This window comes from Thermus sp. KWY1 (assembly GCF_057547025.1).
This window is the reverse complement of sequence record NZ_BAAJPG010000005.1, coordinates 94,260-113,870: the sequence shown is the minus strand read 5'-3', so window position 1 is coordinate 113,870 and position 19,611 is coordinate 94,260. Positions and strand designations below refer to the sequence as shown.

At 64.8% G+C, this 19,611-nt stretch carries 24 protein-coding genes; 12 read left to right on the top strand and 12 right to left on the bottom strand.

Going from position 1 to position 19,611, the window contains the following annotated elements; genetic code table 11:
* The 6 genes from accB to AC27GT_RS01705 form a co-directional block, all read left to right on the top strand.
* Positions 1 to 313: acetyl-CoA carboxylase biotin carboxyl carrier protein (gene accB, locus AC27GT_RS01730; RefSeq protein ID WP_487223434.1), on the top strand; the 313-nt coding region annotated here is incomplete at its 5' end.
* Positions 310 to 1,647: an acetyl-CoA carboxylase biotin carboxylase subunit gene (gene accC, locus AC27GT_RS01725; RefSeq protein ID WP_038030170.1), complete on the top strand. Its 1,338-nt coding sequence runs from the start codon at positions 310 to 312 to the stop codon at positions 1,645 to 1,647. The genes accB and accC, both read left to right, overlap by 4 nt.
* A 12-nt stretch (positions 1,648 to 1,659) precedes the next feature.
* Positions 1,660 to 1,989 (top strand): Asp23/Gls24 family envelope stress response protein, encoded by a 330-nt coding sequence (locus AC27GT_RS01720; protein ID WP_038030179.1) that lies wholly within the window; start codon positions 1,660 to 1,662, stop codon positions 1,987 to 1,989.
* Positions 1,982 to 2,437 (top strand): transcription antitermination factor NusB, encoded by a 456-nt coding sequence (gene nusB, locus AC27GT_RS01715; RefSeq protein WP_015716883.1) that lies wholly within the window; start codon positions 1,982 to 1,984, stop codon positions 2,435 to 2,437. The genes AC27GT_RS01720 and nusB overlap by 8 nt, the downstream gene beginning before the upstream one ends.
* Position 2,438: 1 nt before the next feature.
* Complete coding sequence (locus AC27GT_RS01710; RefSeq protein ID WP_038030181.1) at positions 2,439 to 3,290, top strand: bifunctional 5,10-methylenetetrahydrofolate dehydrogenase/5,10-methenyltetrahydrofolate cyclohydrolase; 852 nt, start codon at positions 2,439 to 2,441, stop codon at positions 3,288 to 3,290.
* Positions 3,274 to 3,729, top strand: a complete 456-nt coding sequence (locus tag AC27GT_RS01705) for a divergent PAP2 family protein (RefSeq protein ID WP_038030183.1) — start codon at positions 3,274 to 3,276, stop codon at positions 3,727 to 3,729. Before AC27GT_RS01710 ends, AC27GT_RS01705 begins: the two co-directional genes overlap by 17 nt.
* On the opposite strand, the gene AC27GT_RS01700 is transcribed toward AC27GT_RS01705, so the two are convergent.
* Complete coding sequence (locus AC27GT_RS01700; protein ID WP_019550515.1) at positions 3,708 to 3,908, bottom strand: hypothetical protein; 201 nt, start codon at positions 3,906 to 3,908, stop codon at positions 3,708 to 3,710. The genes AC27GT_RS01705 and AC27GT_RS01700 overlap by 22 nt on opposite strands.
* Positions 3,909 to 3,982: 74 nt before the next feature.
* On the opposite strand from AC27GT_RS01700, the gene AC27GT_RS01695 reads away from it, so the two are divergent.
* Complete coding sequence (locus tag AC27GT_RS01695) at positions 3,983 to 5,968, top strand: (Fe-S)-binding protein (RefSeq protein ID WP_038030184.1); 1,986 nt, start codon at positions 3,983 to 3,985, stop codon at positions 5,966 to 5,968.
* On the opposite strand, the gene AC27GT_RS01690 is transcribed toward AC27GT_RS01695, so the two are convergent.
* From AC27GT_RS01690 to AC27GT_RS01675, 4 genes are read right to left on the bottom strand one after another with little or no spacing between them, the layout of a single operon-like run.
* Positions 5,958 to 6,500 (bottom strand): class I SAM-dependent methyltransferase, encoded by a 543-nt coding sequence (locus tag AC27GT_RS01690; RefSeq protein ID WP_015716888.1) that lies wholly within the window; start codon positions 6,498 to 6,500, stop codon positions 5,958 to 5,960. The genes AC27GT_RS01695 and AC27GT_RS01690 overlap by 11 nt on opposite strands.
* Positions 6,493 to 7,167 (bottom strand): TerC family protein, encoded by a 675-nt coding sequence (locus tag AC27GT_RS01685; RefSeq protein ID WP_015716889.1) that lies wholly within the window; start codon positions 7,165 to 7,167, stop codon positions 6,493 to 6,495. Before AC27GT_RS01685 ends, AC27GT_RS01690 begins: the two co-directional genes overlap by 8 nt.
* Entirely contained in the window at positions 7,164 to 8,102 is a 939-nt protein-coding gene (locus AC27GT_RS01680) for an alpha/beta hydrolase (protein WP_487223433.1), read from the bottom strand. Before AC27GT_RS01680 ends, AC27GT_RS01685 begins: the two co-directional genes overlap by 4 nt.
* 30 nt (positions 8,103 to 8,132) lie before the next feature.
* Positions 8,133 to 8,969 carry a DUF1517 domain-containing protein gene (locus AC27GT_RS01675; RefSeq protein ID WP_487223432.1) on the bottom strand — a complete coding sequence of 279 codons (837 nt, stop codon included), beginning with the start codon at positions 8,967 to 8,969 and terminating at the stop codon, positions 8,133 to 8,135.
* 110 nt (positions 8,970 to 9,079) lie between these two features.
* Between AC27GT_RS01675 and lon the strand changes: the two genes are divergently transcribed.
* The gene (gene lon / locus AC27GT_RS01670; protein ID WP_487223435.1) at positions 9,080 to 11,506 is read left to right on the top strand and encodes an endopeptidase La; all 2,427 of its coding nucleotides are present in this window, start codon (positions 9,080 to 9,082) and stop codon (positions 11,504 to 11,506) included.
* A 74-nt stretch (positions 11,507 to 11,580) separates the two neighbouring features.
* On the opposite strand, the gene bshA is transcribed toward lon, so the two are convergent.
* From bshA to AC27GT_RS01635, 7 genes are all read right to left on the bottom strand, one after another.
* Positions 11,581 to 12,720, bottom strand: coding sequence for an N-acetyl-alpha-D-glucosaminyl L-malate synthase BshA (gene bshA, locus AC27GT_RS01665; RefSeq protein WP_015716893.1), 1,140 nt, complete (start codon positions 12,718 to 12,720; stop codon positions 11,581 to 11,583).
* 103 nt (positions 12,721 to 12,823) lie between these two features.
* Positions 12,824 to 13,321, bottom strand: a complete 498-nt coding sequence (locus AC27GT_RS01660; RefSeq protein WP_015716894.1) for a hypothetical protein — start codon at positions 13,319 to 13,321, stop codon at positions 12,824 to 12,826.
* A 74-nt stretch (positions 13,322 to 13,395) separates the two neighbouring features.
* Complete coding sequence (locus AC27GT_RS01655) at positions 13,396 to 13,662, bottom strand: hypothetical protein (protein WP_015716895.1); 267 nt, start codon at positions 13,660 to 13,662, stop codon at positions 13,396 to 13,398.
* Between the two features lie 3 nt (positions 13,663 to 13,665).
* Positions 13,666 to 14,889 (bottom strand): vWA domain-containing protein, encoded by a 1,224-nt coding sequence (locus AC27GT_RS01650; RefSeq protein ID WP_015716896.1) that lies wholly within the window; start codon positions 14,887 to 14,889, stop codon positions 13,666 to 13,668.
* Positions 14,870 to 15,268, bottom strand: coding sequence for an HI0074 family nucleotidyltransferase substrate-binding subunit (locus AC27GT_RS01645; protein WP_015716897.1), 399 nt, complete (start codon positions 15,266 to 15,268; stop codon positions 14,870 to 14,872). Before AC27GT_RS01645 ends, AC27GT_RS01650 begins: the two co-directional genes overlap by 20 nt.
* Positions 15,253 to 15,555 (bottom strand): nucleotidyltransferase family protein, encoded by a 303-nt coding sequence (locus AC27GT_RS01640; protein WP_015716898.1) that lies wholly within the window; start codon positions 15,553 to 15,555, stop codon positions 15,253 to 15,255. Before AC27GT_RS01640 ends, AC27GT_RS01645 begins: the two co-directional genes overlap by 16 nt.
* Positions 15,545 to 16,939 (bottom strand): sigma 54-interacting transcriptional regulator, encoded by a 1,395-nt coding sequence (locus AC27GT_RS01635; RefSeq protein WP_015716899.1) that lies wholly within the window; start codon positions 16,937 to 16,939, stop codon positions 15,545 to 15,547. Before AC27GT_RS01635 ends, AC27GT_RS01640 begins: the two co-directional genes overlap by 11 nt.
* A 69-nt stretch (positions 16,940 to 17,008) precedes the next feature.
* Here AC27GT_RS01635 and AC27GT_RS01630 point away from each other — a divergent pair, with 69 nt between their 5' ends.
* Genes AC27GT_RS01630 through AC27GT_RS01615 form a run of 4 tightly spaced genes read left to right on the top strand, consistent with a single transcriptional unit; the run spans position 17,009 to position 19,605 of the window.
* The gene (locus tag AC27GT_RS01630; RefSeq protein WP_015716900.1) at positions 17,009 to 17,392 is read left to right on the top strand and encodes a HEPN domain-containing protein; all 384 of its coding nucleotides are present in this window, start codon (positions 17,009 to 17,011) and stop codon (positions 17,390 to 17,392) included.
* Positions 17,389 to 17,769, top strand: a complete 381-nt coding sequence (locus tag AC27GT_RS01625) for a nucleotidyltransferase domain-containing protein (RefSeq protein ID WP_038030187.1) — start codon at positions 17,389 to 17,391, stop codon at positions 17,767 to 17,769. The genes AC27GT_RS01630 and AC27GT_RS01625 overlap by 4 nt, the downstream gene beginning before the upstream one ends.
* A 46-nt stretch (positions 17,770 to 17,815) precedes the next feature.
* Positions 17,816 to 18,358, top strand: coding sequence for an ATP-dependent protease subunit HslV (hslV, locus tag AC27GT_RS01620; RefSeq protein ID WP_015716902.1), 543 nt, complete (start codon positions 17,816 to 17,818; stop codon positions 18,356 to 18,358).
* Positions 18,355 to 19,605, top strand: a complete 1,251-nt coding sequence (locus AC27GT_RS01615) for an ATP-dependent protease ATPase subunit HslU (RefSeq protein WP_015716903.1) — start codon at positions 18,355 to 18,357, stop codon at positions 19,603 to 19,605. The genes hslV and AC27GT_RS01615 overlap by 4 nt, the downstream gene beginning before the upstream one ends.
* Positions 19,606 to 19,611: the final 6 nt, after the last annotated feature.

Here is a 19,611-nt window from a genome sequence, read left to right as displayed (position 1 = left end):
GGCAGCCGGAGCCCCGGGCCTCGAGGCCCAGGAGGCCAAGGGAGCCAAGGAGGCCAAGGACGAGTGTGCGGGTTGCGTGGAGGTGAGGGCCCCCATCGTGGGTACCTTCTACCGGGCACCGGCCCCGGATGCTCCCCCTTACGTGGAGGAAGGGGACCGGGTGGAAAAGGGACAGGTGCTCTGCATCATCGAGGCGATGAAGCTCATGAACGAGATTGAGTCGGAGGTTTCCGGGATCGTCAAGAAGATCCTGGTGAAAAACGGGGAACCCGTGGAGTACGGGCAGCCCCTCTTCCTGATCCAGCCGCTATGAAGAAGGTCTTAATCGCCAACCGGGGCGAGATCGCCTTGAGGATTATCCGGGCCGCCAAGGAGTTAGGGATCAAGACCGTGGTGGCCCACTCCACCGCCGACGAGAAGAGCCTTCCCGTGCTCCTGGCGGACGAGGCCATCTGCATCGGACCTCCTCCTTCCGGGCAGAGCTACCTGAACATCCCCAACCTGCTTTCCGCGGCCATCGTGACCGGGGCCGACGCCATCCATCCCGGTTACGGCTTCCTGGCGGAGAACGCCACCTTTGCCGAGATGTGCCGGGACCACGGCATCACCTTCATCGGTCCCACCCCGGAGAACATGCGGGCCCTTGGGGACAAGGCCACCGCCAGGAAGGTGGCGCGGGAGGCCGGGGTGCCCACGGTTCCGGGGACGGATGAGCTTACCAGCGTGGAGGAGGCCAAACGGGCAGCCCAGGAGATCGGCTATCCCGTGATCCTTAAGGCCTCCGCCGGGGGTGGGGGCAGGGGCATGCGGCTGGTGCACACCGAGGAGGAGCTGGAAAGGGCGGTCCAGCAGGCCCAGGAGGAGGCCCGGGCTGCCTTTGGCAACCCGGCCGTCTACCTGGAGAAGTATATCGAAGAGCCGAAGCACATTGAGATCCAGGTCCTGGGGGATGGGGAGAACGTCATCCACCTTTGGGAGCGGGACTGCTCCATCCAGCGCCGGCACCAGAAGCTCTTGGAGGAAGCCCCTAGCACCTTGCCTTGGGAAACCCGGAAGGCCATTGCCGAGGCAGCTGCCCGGCTTGCTCGGCACGTGGGGTACGTATCCGCGGGTACCCTGGAGTTCCTGGTGGATAAGGAGGGGAACTTCTACTTCATAGAGATGAACACCCGCATCCAGGTGGAGCACCCCGTGACCGAGATGATCACCGGCATTGACCTGGTGCAGGCCCAGTTCCGGATCGCCATGGGGGAGAAGCTTTGGCTCAAGCAGGAGGAGGTGGAGGTGCGGGGGCACGCCATAGAGGTGCGCGTCAACGCCGAGGATCCGGAGAAGGGCTTCAGGCCCTCCATTGGCAAGGTGGAAACCTTGCTTTTCCCCGGGGGGCCAGGGATCCGGGTGGACAGCCACCTCTATGCGGGCTACCAGATCCCGCCCCACTACGACAGCTTGATCGCCAAGATCATCGCCTGGGCTCCCACCCGGGAGGAGGCCATCAAGCGCATGGAAAGGGCGCTTTCCGAAACGGTGATCGAGGGGCCCGGACTCAAGACCACCATCCCCTTTCACCAGAAGGTGCTGCAAAACGCCTTCTTCCGCCGGGGGGCGGTCTACACCAACTTCGTGGCCCGGCGGATGGAGATGTAGACTGGGCGTGTGATGGTGGAGTACGAGATCAGCGACCATGCCCTCGAGGGGCTGGTGGCCCATGCCCTTTCCGACCTTCAGGGGGTGCGGCTCTTGGAAACCGCTCCCCGCTCCCTGGGGGAGGTTTTCCGCCGCATGAAGCCCATCAAGGTGGAGCGCACCCCCGAGGGGTTCACGGTGGACCTGGTGCTCTCCGTGGACTACGGGGTTTCCATTCCCGAGGCAGCCCAGGCGGTGCAAAAAGCCGTGGCGGAAGCCCTTTACCTGGCCACGGGGGAGAAGGTGCAGGCGGTGAACCTCACCATAGCCCAGGTGGAGTACCGGAAGGAGGCTCATGCTTAGGCGAGCCAGGGAACTGGCCATGCGGGCCTTGTTCGCCCATACCCAGGGGGGGGTGGATCTGGAGGAGGCCTTCCGCCACGCCTTGGAGGAGATGGGGGGCGAGGAGGACTCCTATGGGGATTCCCTGGACCAGGAGGGCGTGGCCTTTGCCCGGCGCTTGCTGGAGGGATACAAGGCTCATGCGGAAGAGGTGGACCAGGTGCTACGGGATACGGTGGAGGGCTGGGACTTCGCCCAGATGTCCAAAACCGACCTCACGGTGTTGCGCCTGGCAGCCTACGAGATGCTCTACGAGCCCACTCCCTTCGCCCCCCTGATCGAGGTGGCGGTGAAGATCGCCAACCGCTACGGGGGAGAGCACTCGGGAGCGTTTGTCAACGGGGTGCTGGGCCGCTTGTACCGGCGGATCCAGGGGGGTGAGCTGAAGGCGGTGCCCAAGGAGGACTGAGATGACCCTTGCCCGTACCCTTTCCGGCCATGAGGTGGCGGAGACCGTGTATCGGGAGCTGAGGGAAACCCTTAGCTCCCTGCCCTTTGTACCCTCCCTCAGGGTGATCCGCCTGGGAGAGGATCCCGCCTCGGTGTCCTACGTGCGCCTTAAGGACAAAAGGGCCAGGGAGCTTGGACTTTTGAGCCAGGTGGAGGTGTTCCCCGCGGATACCCCGGAGGAAGCCCTTCTCGGGCGCATAGAGGCCCTTAACCAGGATCCGGAGGTGGACGGCATCCTGGTCCAGCTTCCCTTGCCCGCTCACATCCGCACGGAGCGGGTTTTGGAGGCCATCTCTCCCCTTAAGGATGTGGATGGCTTCCATCCCCTCAACGTGGGGAAGCTTTGGAGCGGGGGAGAGGGGCTTTTCCCCTGCACGCCCCTGGGTGTCGTCCGCCTGCTCAAGCATTACGGGGTGGAGCTAAGGGGCAAGGAGGTGGTGGTCCTGGGCCGGTCCAACATCGTGGGGAAGCCCCTGGCAGGCCTCCTCCTGCGGGAGGACGCCACGGTGACCGTGGCCCATTCCCGTACCCGGAACCTTCCCGAGGTGACCCGGCGGGCGGAGGTGCTGGTGGTGGCGGTGGGGCGGCCCCATCTGGTGCGAAAGGAGTGGGTGCGGCCCGGGGCCATCGTGGTGGACGTGGGGGTGAACCGGGTGGAGGGCAAGCTTCTTGGCGATGTTCACCCCGAGGTGGCCGAGGTGGCCTCCGCCCTCACCCCCGTGCCCGGGGGCGTGGGGCCCATGACCGTGGCCATGTTGATGGCCAATACCGTGAAGGCGGCGTTGCTTAGGCGGCATGGAGCTCCTCGCTAACCAGGTCTTTTGGACAGCCATCCTGGCCAACTTCCTGGCCCAGACCCTGAAGCTTTTCCTCTACTACCTGCTGGAGGGCCGGTTCCAATGGGAGCGTTTCCTGGAAACCGGGGGGATGCCCAGCTCCCACTCCGCCACCGTCAGCGCCTTGGCCATGGGGGTGGGCTTCCAGGAGGGTTTTGGCAGCACCTTGTTCGCCGTGGCTGCCATCTTCGCCCTCATCGTCATGTACGACGCCACGGGAATCCGCCGGGCGGCTGGCCTGCACGCCCAGCTCCTAAACCAGTTGGTTCAGGAGCTGCAACAGGTGCTCCAGAAAGGTCCTGCCCCTGAGCCCCTTAAGGAACTCTTGGGCCACACCTACCTCGAGGTCCTGGTGGGAGCCTTGCTGGGCGGCCTGGTGGCCTTCCTCAGCTTTCACCTTTTCCCGGCCGCGTAAAAGGCCAGGGTCTGTCCCAAGAGGAAGACGAGGAGCCCAAGCACGGGGGAGAGAAAGAAGGTGAAGAAGCCTGCGAACAAGGCCAGCACCAGGGGCAGGAGGGGCTTCTTGAAGCGGTGGAAGACCCAGAGGTTCAAAAGGCCGAAGAAAAGGAGGACGCCGAAGGCAACCGTTTCCACGGGGTTTTATTGTACGCCCTTGCCAGCTTGGCGGGATGGGGTAAACTTTTACCGAGTATAAGGAGGTTGCACCCATGCTGACGCTACCGGAGAAAATCCTCTTTATCCTGCTCCTTTTGGCAAGCCTTTACTACGCCTACACGGGCTTTCGCCGCGTGTATCTGGCCATCCGAAGGGGACGGCCGGAGGAGCGCTTTGACCGCCTGCCTGAGCGCATTGGCCGGGCCCTTTGGCTTACCCTTACGCAGCAGACCGTTTTCAAGAGGCGGCCTCTGGTTTCCCTCCTCCACGCCTTCGTCTTCTACGGCTTTGTCTACTACCTCCTGGTCAACCTGGTGGACCTTCTGGAGGGGTACTTCCCCCTGCACACCCAAGGGGGGCTTTGGAACGCCTATAACCTCGTGGCCGATCTCCTCACCGCCGCCATCCTGGTGGGCATCCTGGGGCTCATGCTCCGCCGCTACCTTCTCGCACCCCAGGATTTCACCTGGAATCCCAAGGTGCCTCTCCACGAACGGGTACGCCAGGGAATCCCCCGGGATTCGGCCATCGTGGGGGCCTTCATCACCTTCCACGTGGGAAGCCGCCTGCTTTCCAAGGCAGCGGGCCTGGCCCAAGGGGAGCCCGACCCCTTCCAGCCGGTGGCCAGCTTTCTGGCCACCCTGCTTGCGGGCCTTTCGCCCTCCAGCCTGGTGGTGTTGGAACATTTCTTCTGGTGGGGTGCCTTGGGCTCCATCCTCCTCTTCCTTCCCTACTTCCCCCGCTCCAAGCACATCCACCTATTGATGGGCCCCATCAACCTGGCCTTCCGCCAGGAGAAGCCCGGGGCCCTCTTGCCCCTGGACTTCGAGAAGGAGGAGGAAAAGTTCGGGGCGGAGAAGCTGGAAGACCTTTCCTGGAAGCGGCTTCTGGACGCCTATGCCTGCATCATGTGCAACCGCTGTCAGGAGGCCTGCCCTGCTTACGCCACGGGAAAGGCCCTCTCCCCGGCGGCCATCGTCATCTCCGAGCGGTACGAACTGAATGGGATCCTCCCGGCCTTTGCCAGCGGGCAGGAAAGCCCGAGGCCCCTCATGGACTTCGCCCTGAACGAGGAGGCCCTTTGGGCCTGCACCACCTGCATGGCCTGCGTGGAGGTCTGCCCGGTGGGCAACGAGCCCATGCTTCACATCCTGGATGTGCGCCGGGCCAAGGTGCTCATGGAGGGGGAGTTCCCCCAGGAGCTCAACAACGCCTTCCGGGGCATGGAGCGCTCGGGCAACCCCTGGGGCATCGGCCAGGATAAGCGCCTGGACTGGGCCGAGGGGCTTAGCGTGCCCACCGTGGAGGAAAAGCCTCATCCCGAGGTCCTCTACTGGGTGGGGTGTGCGGCCAGCTACGACCCCAGGGCCCAGAAGATCGCAAGAAGCATGGTGGAGATCCTGAACGCCAGCGGGGTGGACTGGGCGGTCCTGGGCCGAAAGGAAAAGTGCACGGGGGATTCCGCCAGGCGGGCGGGCAACGAGTACCTGTTCTTCCAGCTGGCCACGGAAAACGTGGAAACCCTAAACCAGGTGGCTCCCAAGACCATCGTCACCACCTGCCCCCACTGCTTCCACACCCTGGGCAACGAGTACAAGGCCTTTGGCGGGGAGTACCGGGTGGTCCACCACTCGGAGTTCATCGCCGAGCTATTGCGCTCGGGCCGGCTTAAGGTTTCCGAGGAAACCCGGCGGGTGGTCTTCCATGACCCCTGCTATCTGGGCCGGCACAACGGGGTGTACGAAGCACCCCGGGAGGTGCTCAAAGGGGTGGGCTTCGTCCTCAGCGAACCCCCCAGGAACCGGGAGCGGAGCTTCTGTTGCGGGGCCGGTGGAGCCCAGTTCTGGAAGGAGGAGGAACCGGGGGCCATGCGGGTTTCGGAAAACCGCTACCGGGAGCTTAAGGGCACGGGGGCGGAGGTCATCGCCACCGGCTGCCCCTTCTGCATGGCCATGATGAACGTGGAGGTGGCCCAGGACGAGACACCCCCGGAGGTTTTGGACATCGCCGAGCTGGTGGCCCGGGGCCTTAAGGCCTAGGATTTTGATAGACGGCGAAGACCCGGTAGCCCTCCATCCACCCCTCCCCGAAGGCCCGCAGCACGAGGCCTGGGGGAGGGGTGAGGAGTTCGTAGGGCTCCCAGTAGAAAGGACTTTCCGGCCTGTTGCGCCGCACGGCTTCCCGGCGGCTGAAGCCTTCCACCAGGAGAAGTCCCCCTGGGGCCAAGAGGGGAGGAAGGGCCTTAAGGAGAGGGCGGTTGACGTAATAGCTCATGAGGATGGCGGCAAAGGGGCCTTTGGGAAGGTGCATAAGGGCCTTGGGGTCCTCGAGGTCCAGCTCCACCAGGGTCAGGCCGCGGATGCCTTTAAGCTTTCTTAGGGCCTCGCGGCTTTTTTCCACCAGGACCACGGGATGCCCCCTGTCGAGGAAGTAAAGGGCGTTCCTGCCCAGTCCCCCCGCCAGGTCCAGGACCGGGCCCTTGGGGGCGAAGGGGCCGTAGGCCCGCACCACCTGGGCGGGAGCCCGCTCCAGGGCGGCTTGGCGGTAAAAGGCATCCCAGTCCCTAGGCATGCTTGCGCAAAGCCAGAAGGCTTCCCCCCAAGAGGATGAGGAAGGTTACGCCCCAGAAGGCAGGTTTCGGCAGGTGCCAGGCCAGCTCCGGGCGATGCAGGAGTTCCGCCAGGGTGGCGCTGCCTTCCAGGAGGAGCTTGACGCCGGCCCAGCCCACCAGAGCGTAGGCTACCTTCTCCAGGCTGGGATAGCGTTCCATCACCGCCACCACATAGCCCGCGGCCAGGCGGATGAAGAGGATACCCAGGGCCACGCCCAGGAAGACCAGGAGGAGGTCCTTGGAAAAGGCCACCACCGCCAGGATGGAGTCCACCGCGAAGGCCAGGTCCACCAGGTTGATGAGGAGGACCACCCGCCAGAACTCCCGGGCGGTGGCCTCGGGCAGGGGCTTGGCCTCCGGATGGTTGCGGAAGTGTTGGAGCATGAGGAAGAGGAGGTACAGCCCTCCCAGCACCTGGACCCACCATAGCCGGATCACGTACACGGCGAAAAGTAGGGCCAGACCCCTTAGCAGGTAGGCCCCCAGGACCCCGTAGAAGAGGGCCTTGCGGCGCAGGTGGGTGGGCAGGGGTCTGACCATCACCGCCAGGACCAAGGCGTTGTCCCCGGAGAGGAGGGCCTCGAGGGCCGCCACGGAAAGGAGCACCAGAAAGGTTTCCGGATTCATGCCTCCCCCAGCAGGTAGCGAAGCCCTGGGGCCAGGGCTTGCTTCCACGTTACCCAGTTGTGCCCCGAGGCCCTTTCCCGGTAGGCGTGGGGAACCTTGCGGTCAGCGAGGAGGGCGGCAAAGCGGCGGACTGGGGCCAGGAGCCATTCCAAGAGGCCTACCTCCAGGTAGATGCGGGGTAGGGTTGGCGCCTTTGCGTACTCCTCCAAAAGCCACTCCCGGTCCCGGTAGGCGTCGGTGCCCCCTGGGTGGGCCTTTAGGGCCGGGGAGAGGGCGAGGACCTTTGGGAAGCGGTTCGGGTGGCGCAGGGCCTGCCACAAGGAGAAAAGGCCTCCCAGGGAAGCCCCCACCAGAACGATCTCCCCCAAGGGGCCCTTGCTGCGTTCCACTTCCCCTAGCACCCGGTGGAACTCCTCCTCGTAGGCTTCCGAAAACCGGTACTCCTGGTTCCGGTCTATGGGCTCCACAAAAACCAGGCGTACCGGAGGGATTTCGCCTGCCTCCACCAGGGCCTGGGCCACCTTGTGGAGGCCCGCGGTGCGGTAGAAGGCCACCCCATCCTGGGCCACCAGGGTGGCCTTGGGACTTGTCCCGGTTTCGGCCACGTAAAAGCGCCTTTCCCCCAGGCGGTGCCGCTCCACTTTGGGTTCTTCCCTGGGCTCGGGAGGTGCTTCAAAGCGGTGCCCGGGAAGCCGGACAGCCCGGGGGTAGGTCCACCAGGGATTGTCCGCTCGCTCAGGGTTTTCGGGGTCGGGGAAGGGCCTACCCCGTTCGTCCAGGAAGGCGTATTCCACGTAAGCCCCTTCCGGGAACTCCAGGGTGACGGGGCCTTGGAGGGGGATGGGGTTCCTTTCCCAGTCGGTGAAATCCCCAATCAGGGCCCTGGCCTGGGCCGGGGGGAAGAAGGTGACGGTGCGCTTGGAAACCCGTACCACGGGAATACTCTACCCGGGCCTAGGCCGGACCTAAAGCTTCTCCAGCTCCGGGTAGAGGAGAAGGAGCTCTTCCTCCGTCAGGGCCTCGCCTTCCCTTTCGGGGGTCCAGGAAAGGTAGGCCGCCAGGAGGGTGAAGGCACTGGATCCCGCCAGATCCATGAGGGCTTGCCTGGCCCGGGACCGGGTCAAAGGCGATTGGGGAGGAAGGAGCCTGCGGTCGGCGAGGAGGAGGCTTACCACCAGATAGCGCCCGCCGGGCTCCACCCGGGCCTGGTATGCCTCCAGCGCGTGCTTCTTGCCCTCAAAGTGGCGGAAGGTTTCCTGGTACTTGCTCCGCTCCTCCAGCATCCAGGCGTCGAACCGGGCCAGGACCTCTTCCTCGGAACCCGCCGCCACCTGGTAATCCCCAAAGCGCCAGGCGGGCTCCTCCCTGAGGAGCAAGAGGGCCGCCTCGTCCAGCAGGTCGGCGAGGCCTTTGGCCGAGGTGGTGTCCGCTTCCTCGGCCAGCTGCCTTAGCGCCTTTTGCACCTGGGGGCGGGCCAGGAGGGCCAGGCGCAACCTGGCCACGCTGGCGGTGGGCCCTTCCCCCGCTTGGCGGAGCCCCCGCACCATGTAGGCGGTCACCAAGACCAGGCCTAAGACCACCAGGACGGGTACAATGCCTAGGCTTCCCCCTCCCCCGGGGTAGACCACCACCGGGCCAGGATACGAGGGATAGGAGGGGGCCGGGCTTGGGAAGACCGGGGCTGGCCCCGGGCTCATGGGTGGTGGGCTGGGGCTGTAGGGACGCCCACCTGCGCCGCCCCCGCTCTTCTGGGCCAAGGCCAGGGCCAGTACCAGAAGCAAAGCCCAGAGGAAGCGGCGCATGGCTTTAAGCTTACGCCAAGGGTGGGGCCTTTGTGCTAAAGCCCATGATGCAGTAAACTTGACATAGGTAGGCTTAGGATATGGACGAGATCAAGGAAAGGAGGGAAACCATGCTACCAGAAACCCTGCCCGTTTGCCCGGTGAGGGGCTCGGTCATCTACCCCACCATGGTGATGCCCATCGATGCCGGTAGGCCCATCTCCATCCGGGCCATCGACGAGGCCTTGGCCCGGGAGAGGGTGCTTCTCATCGTGAGCCAGAAGGACAAGGAGGTGGAAAACCCCAAGCCCTCAGACCTCTACGAGGTGGGGACCGCCTGCAACATCCTCAAGATGCGCAAGAACCCGGACGGCTCCGTCCAGGTGCTGGTCCAGGCCTTTGCCCGGGTGCGGGTGAAGGAATGGCTGGACCTGGGGGACCACCTCGAGGCCAGGGGGGAGGTTCTCTCCGATGAACCCGCTGACCCCACCTTGGTCAAGGCCCTGGTGCGGGAGGTGAAGGACAAGTTCCAGGCCCTCCTTAAGGAGGGTAAGTACCTGGCTCCCGAGGTGGCCCAGTTCGTCTTGAACCTGGAAGACCCGAGCCAGCTCGCCGATTACATCGCCTTCCACATGGACTTCCGCTTGGAGGACAAGCAGAGGGTTTTGGAAACCCAAAATGTGGCGGAGAGGCTAAAGCGGGTTTTGGTTCTCCTCGAGGCGGAGCTGGAGCTCATCGAAACGCAAAGGCGCATCCAGCAGCAGGTCAAGGAGGAGATCGACCGTAACCAGCGGGAGTACTTCCTGCGGGAGCAGATGAAGGCCATCCAGCGGGAGCTCCATGGGGAGGAGGGGGCCGAGGAGGTGGAGGAGTTCCGCAGGAAGGTGGAGGAACTCAACCTGCCCCCCGTGGTGCGGCAGGAGGTGGAGCGGGAACTGAACCGCTTCGCCCGCATGCACCCCGATTCCGCCGAGGCCAGCGTCATTCGCACCTACCTGGACTGGATCGTGAACCTCCCCTGGAACATCCGCACCGAGGACAACCTGGATCTAAACCGGGCCAAGGAGATCCTGGAAAGGGATCACTACGGTTTGGAGAAGGTAAAGGATCGGGTTCTTGAGTACCTGGCGGTGCGGAAGCTCAAGGCGGAGCGGGCCAAGCGGGGGGAAATCCCACCGGACGAGGTGAACAAAGGGCCCATCCTCCTCTTCGTGGGGCCCCCTGGGGTGGGGAAGACCTCCATCGCCAAGAGCATCGCCGAGGCCCTGGGCCGCAAGTACGTGCGGATCTCTTTGGGCGGCGTGCGGGATGAATCCGACATCCGGGGGCATCGGCGCACCTACATCGGGGCCATGCCCGGACGCATCATCCAGGGCCTGCGCCAGGCGGGCACCAAGAACCCCGTCTTCCTCCTGGACGAGGTGGATAAGCTGGGCATCTCCTACCAGGGGGACCCCGCGGCGGCCCTCTTGGAGGTGCTGGACCCCGCCCAGAACAAGGAGTTTGTGGACCACTACCTGGGGGTGCCCTTTGACCTCTCCGAGGTGATGTTCATCTGCACCGCCAACTTCCCCCAGAACATCCCCGCCCCCCTCTGGGACCGGATGGAGGCCATCGAGTTCACCAGCTACATCGAGCAGGAGAAGCTGGAGATCGCCAAGCGCTACCTCCTGCCCCGGCAGATGCGGGAAACCGGCCTCCTCGAGGGCCAGGTGGTGATCACGGAGGCAGCCCTCATGCGCCTCATCACCCATTACACCCGGGAGGCCGGGGTGCGCCAGCTAGAGCGGGAGATCGGGTCCCTTTTGCGCAAGGCGGCCCGGCAGATCCTGGAGGAAGGCAAGAAACGGGTGCGCATCACGGAGAGGGACCTGGAAAAGTACCTGGGCCCGCCCCGCTACTTGCCGGAAACCGAGGCCCGCGAGCCCCAGGTGGGGGTGGCCACGGGCATGTACTACACCCCGGTGGGCGGGGACATCATGTTCGTGGAGGTTTCCGTGATGCCCGGAAAGGGGAACCTGATCCTCACCGGGCAGCTTGGGGATGTGATGAAGGAATCCGCCCGGGCGGCGCTTTCCTACGCCAAGCGGAACGCCGAGCGCTTCGGCATCCCCTTGAAGCGCTTTGAGGAGTCCGACATCCACATCCACGTGCCGGCGGGGGCCATCCCCAAGGAAGGGCCTTCGGCCGGGGTGGCCATCGTGAGCGCCTTGGTCAGCGCCCTCACGGAGGTGCCCGTCCGCCACGACATCGCCATGACCGGGGAGATCACCCTCACGGGCAGGGTGCTTCCCATCGGGGGGGTCAAGGAGAAGGTGCTGGGGGCCAGGCGAGCGGGGATTAGGGAGGTGATCCTTCCCAAGCAGAACGAAGCCGACCTCAGCGACATCCCCAAGCCCCTGCGCCAGAACATGACCTTCCACTTCGTGGAGCATCTGGACCAGGTCCTGGACCTGGCCCTGGTGGGCGGGCTCAAGGCCTTGGAGCATAGGGCCCGGGAGGCCAAGGCCAAGGGGTCCAGGGCACGGTCCAAAAAGGAAGTGGTGGCCCATGCCTAGGGGTGGCCTCTAGCGGGTTAAGGGGTGCCCTTTCTCCCCGCCGGGCAAGCCACCCGGCGGGGCTTGGTTCCTCTTCAGGGGGAGTCCTCCAGGGCCTTTTGGTACACCTCCAGGTAGGCCTGGGTGATCCTTTCAGGGTGAAAGCGGGCGATGGCGTACTCCCGGGCGGCCTTGCGCATGCTGGGGAGCTTGGGATGGGCAAGGAGGTCCAGCACCGCCTGGGCGAAGCCTTCCAGGTCCCCAAGCTCCACCAGCCGACCCACCTCGGGCCGTACCAGCTCGGGAACCCCTCCCACGGCGGTGGCCACCACGGGAACCCCGCTGGCCAGGGCCTCGAGGGCCGCCTGCCCGAAGGATTCTTCCTCCGAGGCCAGCAGGAAAAGATCGGCGGCTCCCAGGATCTCCTCGGGATGGGGAGTGGGGGGATGGAAGGTGACCCAGCGTTCCACCCCGAGTTCTTCCGCAACCCGCTTCGCCTCCCCTTCCTCCGGTCCCTTCCCCAGAAGAAGGAGCCTGGCCTGCACCTTCCTCCGCACCTTGGCGAAGGCCCGCACGATATCCGGCACCCTTTTGATGGGGCGGAAGTTGGAGGCGTGCACCAAAAGCCACTCCCCTTCCTCCGCGTAGAGCTTCTTGCGGTCCGGCCTGGGGTAGAAGCGGTCCGGGTCCACGGCGTTATGGATGACCACGGGGCTGACCCCAAAGGCCTTCTGCGCCTCCTGGGCTAGGGCCCGGCTCACCGCCGTGGTGGCCTTGGCCCTTTGGAGGGCCTTCCGGGTGGGTCCGTGGAAGGCCGGGTCCATCCCCAGCACCGAGACATCGGTGCCGTGGAGGGTATGCACCAGGGGGAGTTCCTCGCCAAGCCCCAGGTAGGCGGCGGCGGCGTGGGGGATGGCGTAGTGGGTGTGAACCAGCTCCAGGCCGAGCCGCCTGGCCTCCCGCTCCAGCACCCCGGCCAGGGAGAGGGTGTAGAGGGGGCCGGGGAAGACAGGGTAAAAGGGCAGGTCTACGGGGATGTAGACCACAGGGCTATCCTTGGGCAGGCGGAAGGGCCTTTCCGTGGCGAAAAGGTAAACCCGGTGGCCCATCTGGGCCAGGCGGTGGGCCAACTCCGTGGCCACGATGCCGCTACCCCCGAGGCCGGGGTAGGCCACCAGGCCCAGCCTCAGCACCCTCACGCCCAAACCCGCAAAAGGGGAGAGGAGAGAACCCATCCCCCCGGACCCTTGCCCATGGGAGACGCACCTTTAGGATGTTCCCCGATTGGTTGGCCAAAGAAGGTCATGCCCCCAGTTTACCGTAGGGGACGGGGAGCGCTCAGGGCCGCCAGCCTGAGGGGCTTGCGGGATAAGGGGGATTGGCCCCGCGGGGAACCTCGAGGCGGAATAACCGCGATAGAAGGACCACGCCCCCGGTGGTTTGAGCCTGGGTAAGGGCCTGGTGCAGGAGTTGGGAAAGCTCCAGGAGGAAGCGGTCTTGCCGTTCCTTGGGCACAGGAAGGGCTCCAAAGGTGAAACAGGCGGGGTTCACCGCCGGGCAGTGGGGTTCAAGCCTTAGCTTCCCCCCCAGGAAGTAGACCCGCCAGGCCCCGAGGTCCACCCGGTATCCCGCGCGCAGGTGGTCCTGGTACTGACTGGAAAGCTTGCGCCAAAGCTCCTGGGCTTCCTTGCCCGAAGGGCCAAGGGTGTACCGCCACTCCCGGGCCCCCGCCTGGGTTAGGGTTTGGCTGCGGGTAAGCCGCCAGTCTTGGGCCAGGGCCCCAGGTAGGGCCAGGAGGGCCAGGATTGCTAGCCACCTGGATATCCGCGCGCCCATGCCTTCAGGGTGCCATGACAGGGGCAAAGGGCATGTGAGGAATGGGCCTGAGCCTTGGGATGCCCATAGCCTCCTCAGAGGTTTCTTAGAATTTCCTCCCCCTCCTCCATGTAGGCATCCCAGGGAATCAACACGTACTCCTGGCCTGAATGGGCGGCGTAGTAGGGGAGGTCCAGGCGGAGGGGTTGGCGCACCTGCTTAAGCTCCTGCACCAGGGCGGGAGGGGGTTTTAGGTAAACACGAGGACGGAGCCTTTCCAGAAGAAGGCTCAAGCGGAAAACCCAGAGGGTTTTCCCGTTCCCCTTCCGGTGAGAGGCTCCCTGGCGCTTGAGGGGCTTCATGGCTCAGTTCCTTTGGACCTTCTTGTTCAGGAAGTCCAGGAGCAGGTACCGGCCGATGTTGCCAGGGTGGGTGAGGTAGGCCTTGCCCCGGGTAATCTGGGAAAGCTTCTTCACGAAGGCCAGGAGTTCCGGTTCCCGGGCCAGCATGAAGGTGTGGATGGGGATGCCTTCCTTACGGGCCAGGGTGGCTTCTTTTAGGGTTTCCGCCAGGATCAGGGGATCGAGGCCCCAGGCGTTTTTGTAGATCTCCCCGCTGGGAAGAGTGATGGCCGAGGGCTTGCCGTCGGTGATGAGGATGATCTGCCGCATCTCCCCGCCCATCTTTTTCAAGAGGGTCCTGGCCAGCTCCAGCCCCGCCTTGGTGTTGGTGTGGTAAGGGCCCACCTGGGCCAGGGGGAGCCGGGAAAGGGGGATCTCCTCGGCGGTGTCGTGGAAGAGGACGAAGCGCACACGGTCCCCGGGGTACTGGGTGCGGATCAGATGGGCCAAGGCCAGGGCCACCTTCTTGGCAGGGGTGAAGCGGTCCTCCCCGTAGAGGATCATGGAGTGGGAGCAGTCTAAGAGGACCACGGTGCTCATGCTGGCTGTGTACTCGGAGAGGTCGATGACCAGGTCCCCGTGGGAGAGTTCCGTAAGTCCCTTGGCCATAGCCTTTTTGAGGGTTTCGGGCACGTTGAGCTCCAAGGGGTCTCCCCACTCCCACTCCTTGGTTTCCCCTGTCTTCTCCACCCCTGGGGCGTGGTGGGGGGTGGGGTGGAGCCCAGGAGCGTTTCGGCCCAGAGCCCCCAGGAGCTCCCGGAGGCTTTTAAGGCCCAGGAAATCCGAGGCCTTTTCCGTGAGCTCAAAGCGGGCCTCACCTGCCTCGCCCTTGTACCCGCTTCGGGCGGGGTTGGTGGGATCCTCTCCGGGAAGGCGGATATACCCGGCTTCACGGAGCTTTTCCATCAGGCGGGTAATGGCCTGATGGAGCCGGGTTTCCTCCTTGCGGTCGGCGAAGCGGGCTTCCCTAAGCCAGTCCTCCGGTACCAGCTCGTTTTTGAGGAGGGCCTCGAGGAGCGCATCGTAGAGATCCTCCAGGGTGGGCTGGCGCTCGGGGTCAGGGTCGTAGCGCTGGAAGGGATCGGAAAACCCGGAGTCCAGGAGGAAGTCCTCGAGGAGGCTCAGGATCTCCTCGGGGGAGAGGTCCTCGAGGCTTCCCTCGTAGCGGCTATAGCGAATGGCCTTCATCCATCCTCCTCAGCACCCGGCCCATAAGCTCCGCATAGCTTCTTAGCCTACGGAAGATGGCTTGGGCCAAGGCCTCGTTGTAGGTGTGCACCGTTAAGTTGCGGTCATCGGCCATGGCCAGGGCGAGACGGGCTTCTTCCTCCGCCATAAGGCCGGTTTCGTGGGCCAGGCGGAAGGCCCGCTTGGGGCTTGCCACCTCCAGACCCTCCCTTTCCCGCAAGAAGGCTTGGAGTGCCTTCCAGAAGGCCTCATAGGTGTACTCAAACCGCTGGATGGCGGCATCCCGCTCTAGGGGGCTCGGCTCCTCCAGGTAGGCCACCTCCTCCAGCGTCCTGAGAGCCCGTCTGGCTACCTCAAGGCGTTCTAAAACTCGGCCCATACCACCCCCTCCCGCAGGACCCTTTCCCGGAAGGCGGGGTCCACCTCCCCTAGGTCCACCAGGTCCACCCGCCTTAGCACGGGGGCCTCCTCGAGGGCCTCCCTGAGAAGGGGAAGAAGCTCCCCAAGAGGCTTGGGCCCGAGGAGGGCCAGGTCCAGGTCCGAACCCCGCCCCGCCTCTTGCCGGGCATGGGAGCCGTAGAGGATAAGCTTTACCCCTCGCCCCTGAAGGTAGGGTGCCAGGGCTTGGAGCACCGCCTCCTTGTCCCGCTCCAGGCTAGTTGCCATAGCTCCGCGTCCTCTCCGCTGCCTGGTAGCTCATTTCTCCCCGGGCGAGCTTCCTCCTCCCCACGAGCCCCTCCAGGACGAACTCCGCCGCCGAAAGGAGCACCTCAGACTCCTGGCTTTCCGCCAGGCTCCTTGCCGCCTCCAGGAGGCCCGGCACCTCCTCCATGGCGTTTAGGGCTTCCTCCACGCTTCCCTCGGGCAGGGTGAGGAGGTTTCCCTCTTCAAAGTAGGCCACGATGGTGTCGGTCCGCGGGCGGTAGCGGGGGAGGACCATGCCAAAGGCCCTTTGCACCAGGTCCCGGGCCACCTTTTCCGCCCCTTGGAGCTCCCCCTCGTACTCCAGCTCCAGCTTGCCGGTGATGGCGGGAAGCCCCGCATAGAGATCCAGGGGGCGGGCCACAGGCCTGGTGCCCTGAATAAGAGCCCGCCTTTCGGCGCTGGCGGCCACCACCTCCAGAAGGCTTATGGAAAGGCGCTGGGAAACGCCGGCCGTCTGGTCCACCCGGCGGTCCTCCCGGGCGGCGAAGGCCACCGCTTCCACGGAAAGGCGGATCCACTCGGGGAGTACCACCTCTTCCGGCACGTAGGCCTCCTGGGCACTGATCCTAAGGCCCTCCTCGAGGGTTTTGGGGTAATGGGTGCGGATCTCGCTGCCGATGCGGTCTTTGAGGGGGGTAACGATCCGTCCCCTGGCCGTGTAGTCCTGGGGATTGGCGGTGAACACCAGCCAGACATCCAGGGGAAGTCGGATGGGGTAGCCCCTTATCTGCACGTCTCCTTCCTCGAGGATGTTGAACAAGGCCACCTGCACCTTGGGGGCTAGGTCGGCCAGCTCGTTCACCGCAAAGATCCCCCGGTTGGCCCGGGGCAGAAGGCCAAAGTGGATGCTTTCCAGGTCCGCCATCCCCGTTCCCTTGCGGGCTGCCTTAATGGGGTCCATGTCCCCCAGGAGGTCGGCCACGGTGGTGTCGGGGGTGGCCAGTTTCTCCACATAGCGCTCCTCCCGGGTTATCCAGACGATGGGAGCCTCGTCTTTGGCCTCCTCCAGAAGCCGTTTCCCTTCCGGCGAGATGGGTCTTAGGGGGTTGTCCCTAAGCTCGGTGGCCAGGGCGGGGATCTCCTCGTCCAGAAGGTTAACCAAGCTGCGAAGGATGCGGCTTTTGGCCTGGCCCCGGGTGCCCAGGAGGATGAAGTTTTGCTTGGCCAGGATAGCCTGGACCAAGGCGGGGATGACGGTGTCCTCGTACCCGTGGATGCCCGGGAAAAGCCGCTCTCCTTTGCGGAGCTTTTCCTTAAGGTTTTCCCGGGCCTCGTCCTTGACGGTGCGCTTAAGCTTACCCAAGGGATAGGTGCGCCGGAGTTCGCCGAGGGTCTTGGCCTTCACCCCTCCAGTTTAGGGCCAGAGGGAGTTAGGGATTTGTGGCGGAGGGTGGCAAGGGATTAGCATGGGGGCGTGAACCGGGCGAGGGACTGGGTGGAGCAAGCCAGGTACAACCTGCGCCATGCCATAGGAAGCCTGGGCCTCGAGGACTACGCCTGGGCTTGCTTTGCTTCCCAGCAGGCTGCGGAAGCAGCGCTGAAAGGGCTCCATCTCGCCCGAGGCCAAGTGGCTTGGGGACACTCTATTCAGGATCTCCTGGCCGGGTTGCCGGGGGAGATAGAGGTGCCGGAAGAGCTCTTGGAGGCGGCCAAGGTTTTGGACAAGTATTACATCCCCACCCGGTATCCCGACGCCCACCCCGCAGGACCCGCCGCCAGGGCCTATACCCGTGGGGAGGCGGAGGAGGCCATCCGCTTGGCAGAGAAGGTTCTCAGGTTTGTGGAGGAGGTGTTGTGATGCGGATTTTCACCTTTGATCCGCAGGCCCGCCGTGCGGAGTTGGAACAGGCGACAGCCAGGTTGGCTGAGCGGCCGGAGGTCCTGGCGGTGGTCCTCTTCGGCTCCTTAGCCCGGGGGGAGGCCACGGCCATGAGCGACGCGGACCTCTTTGTCCTTTTGGAAAGCTCCCCCCTGCCTTTCCCCGAGCGCCTGGTCCTCTACCGGCCGGAGGGGATCCGGGGGGTGGAGGTCTTTCCCTACACCTGGGAGGAAGCGGTAAAGGGTCTTTCGGAGGGGCATGGCCTGGTTCATGCGGCTTTGAAGGAGGGTATTCCTCTTTTCGAACGGGAGGAGGCCTGGGCTCGCCTGAGGGGGCTGGCATCCTTCCCCTCATAACCCTCGCCTAACGCCCTTCTCATCCCCTAGGGGTAAGGTGCCTCTCGTGGAGATCCATGGCACTACCATCTTGGCCGTGCGCAAGGATGGGGTCACCGCCTTGGCCGGGGATGGCCAGGTTACCTTCGGCCAGACCGTTCTCAAACGGGGGGCGGTGAAGGTGAGGCGCCTCGAGGTGGGGGAGGGCATCCTGGTGGGTTTTGCCGGTGGGGTGGCGGATGCCTTAAGCCTCCTGGAGCGCTTTGAGGAGAAGCTCAAGGAGGCCAAGGGCAACCTGCTCAAGGGGGCGGTGGAAACCGCCAAGCTCTGGCGCACCGACCGGGTGTTGCGCCACCTCCAGGCCATGATCATCGCCGCCGACCGGGAGGGGATGGTGCTCCTCTCCGGGAGCGGTGAGGTCATCACCCCGGAAGAACCCCTTTTGGCGGTGGGGTCTGGGGGTCCCTACGCCTTGGCGGCGGCCAAGGCCCTCTACCGGCACTCCAGCCTTTCCGCTCGGGAGATCGCCGAGGAGGCCCTTAGGATTGCGGCTGAGGTGGATCTTTACACCTCGGGCCAGGTGACGGTCCTCACCCTGGGGGAAGCATGAACCTCACACCTGCGGAGATCGTCCGGGAGCTTTCCAAGCACATCGTGGGACAGGAGGCGGCCAAGCGGGCGGTGGCCGTGGCCTTAAGAAACCGGTACCGCCGGAAGAAACTTCCGCCCGAGGTGGCCCGGGAGGTGACCCCCAAGAACATCCTCATGATCGGGCCCACGGGGGTGGGCAAGACGGAGATCGCCCGCCGCCTGGCCCGCCTGGCGGGGGCTCCTTTTGTCAAGGTGGAGGCCACCAAGTTCACCGAGGTAGGCTATGTGGGCCGGGATGTGGACGCCATCGTGCGGGACCTGGCGGAGGCCAGCTACCAGCTGGTGATGGAGGAGATGAAGAAGAAGGTGGAGGAAAAAGCCCTGGCCTTGGCCGAGGAGGAGCTGGCCACCCTTCTGCGCGCCTCCGTGGCCGAGGTGCGTGCGGGGCGGCTGGATAGCCTCTCGGTGGAGGTCCAGGTGGAGGAGGAGATGAGCCTGCCCTTCATGGGCGTCCTTGGGGGTGAGGGCTTTGGCGGCATGGGGGAGATGCTCAAGGGCCTTCTTCCCAAGCGGCCGGTGCGCAAGCGCATGACGGTGAAGGAAGCCCGGGAGGTCCTCAAAAACCAGCACGCCGAGCGCCTCATCGACAAGGAGGAGTTGAAGGAGGAGGCCAGGAGGCGGGCCCAGGAGGACGGAATCGTCTTCATCGACGAGATCGACAAGGTGGCCCGCCGGGAGGGTACGGTGGGGCCGGATGTATCTGGCGAGGGGGTCCAGCGGGACCTCCTGCCCATCGTGGAGGGCACGGTGGTTTCCACCCGCATCGGTCCGGTCTCCACAGAGCATGTGCTCTTCATCGCTGCGGGAGCGTTCCATGTGGCCAAGCCCTCGGACCTGATCCCCGAGCTCCAGGGCCGGTTCCCCATCCGCGTGGAGCTTTCTCCCTTGGGCCCGGAGGAGTTTTACCGCATCCTGAAGGAGCCGGAAAACTCCCTGATCCGCCAGTACACGGAGCTTTTGAGGGCAGACGGCACGGAACTCGTCTTTCACGAGGACGCCCTAAGGGCCATTGCCGAGGCGGCCTACCGGGCCAATCAGGAGCTCGAGGACATCGGAGCCAGGAGGCTGGCCACGGTCTTGGAGCGGGTGCTGGAGGAGGTCAGCTTCCAGACGGACCTGGGCCGGGTGGAGATCACCCGGGCCTACGTGGAGCAAAGGCTGGAGGCGGTTTTCGCTTCCCCGGACCTGACGCGGTTTGTGCTCTAGGAGGGA